The 504-nt window shown below is 69.8% G+C and carries 1 protein-coding gene; it reads right to left on the reverse strand.

Annotated features, from left to right (window positions below):
* Positions 1–106: 106 nt before the first annotated feature.
* The coding region (locus CCN37_RS38055; RefSeq protein ID WP_143262061.1) for an oligopeptide/dipeptide ABC transporter ATP-binding protein at positions 107–504 on the reverse strand (398 nt) is incomplete at its 5' end.

Below are 504 nucleotides of genomic sequence, written 5' to 3' on the forward strand. Positions count from 1 at the left end.
AGGTCGACCCCGTCCACCGCGTAGACGTAGCCGACGGTCCGGTCGAGCACGACGCCGCGCTTGATCGGGAAGTGGACCTTCATGTCCTGGACGCTGACCAGGGTGCTCATGCGGACACCTCCTGCTCCTGCTCGACGGGGTTGTGGCAGCGGAGGAGCCTGCCGTTGTCGGCCTCCATCACCGGTGTCGTCTCCACGCAGGTGTCCAGCGCGTTGGGGCAGCGCGGGGCGAAGGCGCAGGCGCTGGTCCACGGGATGTTGTCCGCGACCGAGCCCTTGATCGGCACCAGCCGCTCCCCGCGCGGCGCGTCGAGCCTGGGGATCGAGGCCAGCAGACCGTGCGTGTAGGGGTGCCTCGGCCGCTTGAACAGCTCGTGCCGCTGCGCCCGCTCCACCACCCGCCCGCCGTAGAGCACGTTGACCTCGTCGCACAGCCCGGCGACGACGCCGAGGTCGTGGGTGATCATCACTAGCGCGGTCTCGGTGTCCTGCACCAGTTCCGCCA

It is taken from the genome of Allokutzneria sp. NRRL B-24872 (genome assembly GCF_002155965.1).
GTDB lineage: Bacteria > Actinomycetota > Actinomycetes > Mycobacteriales > Pseudonocardiaceae > Allokutzneria.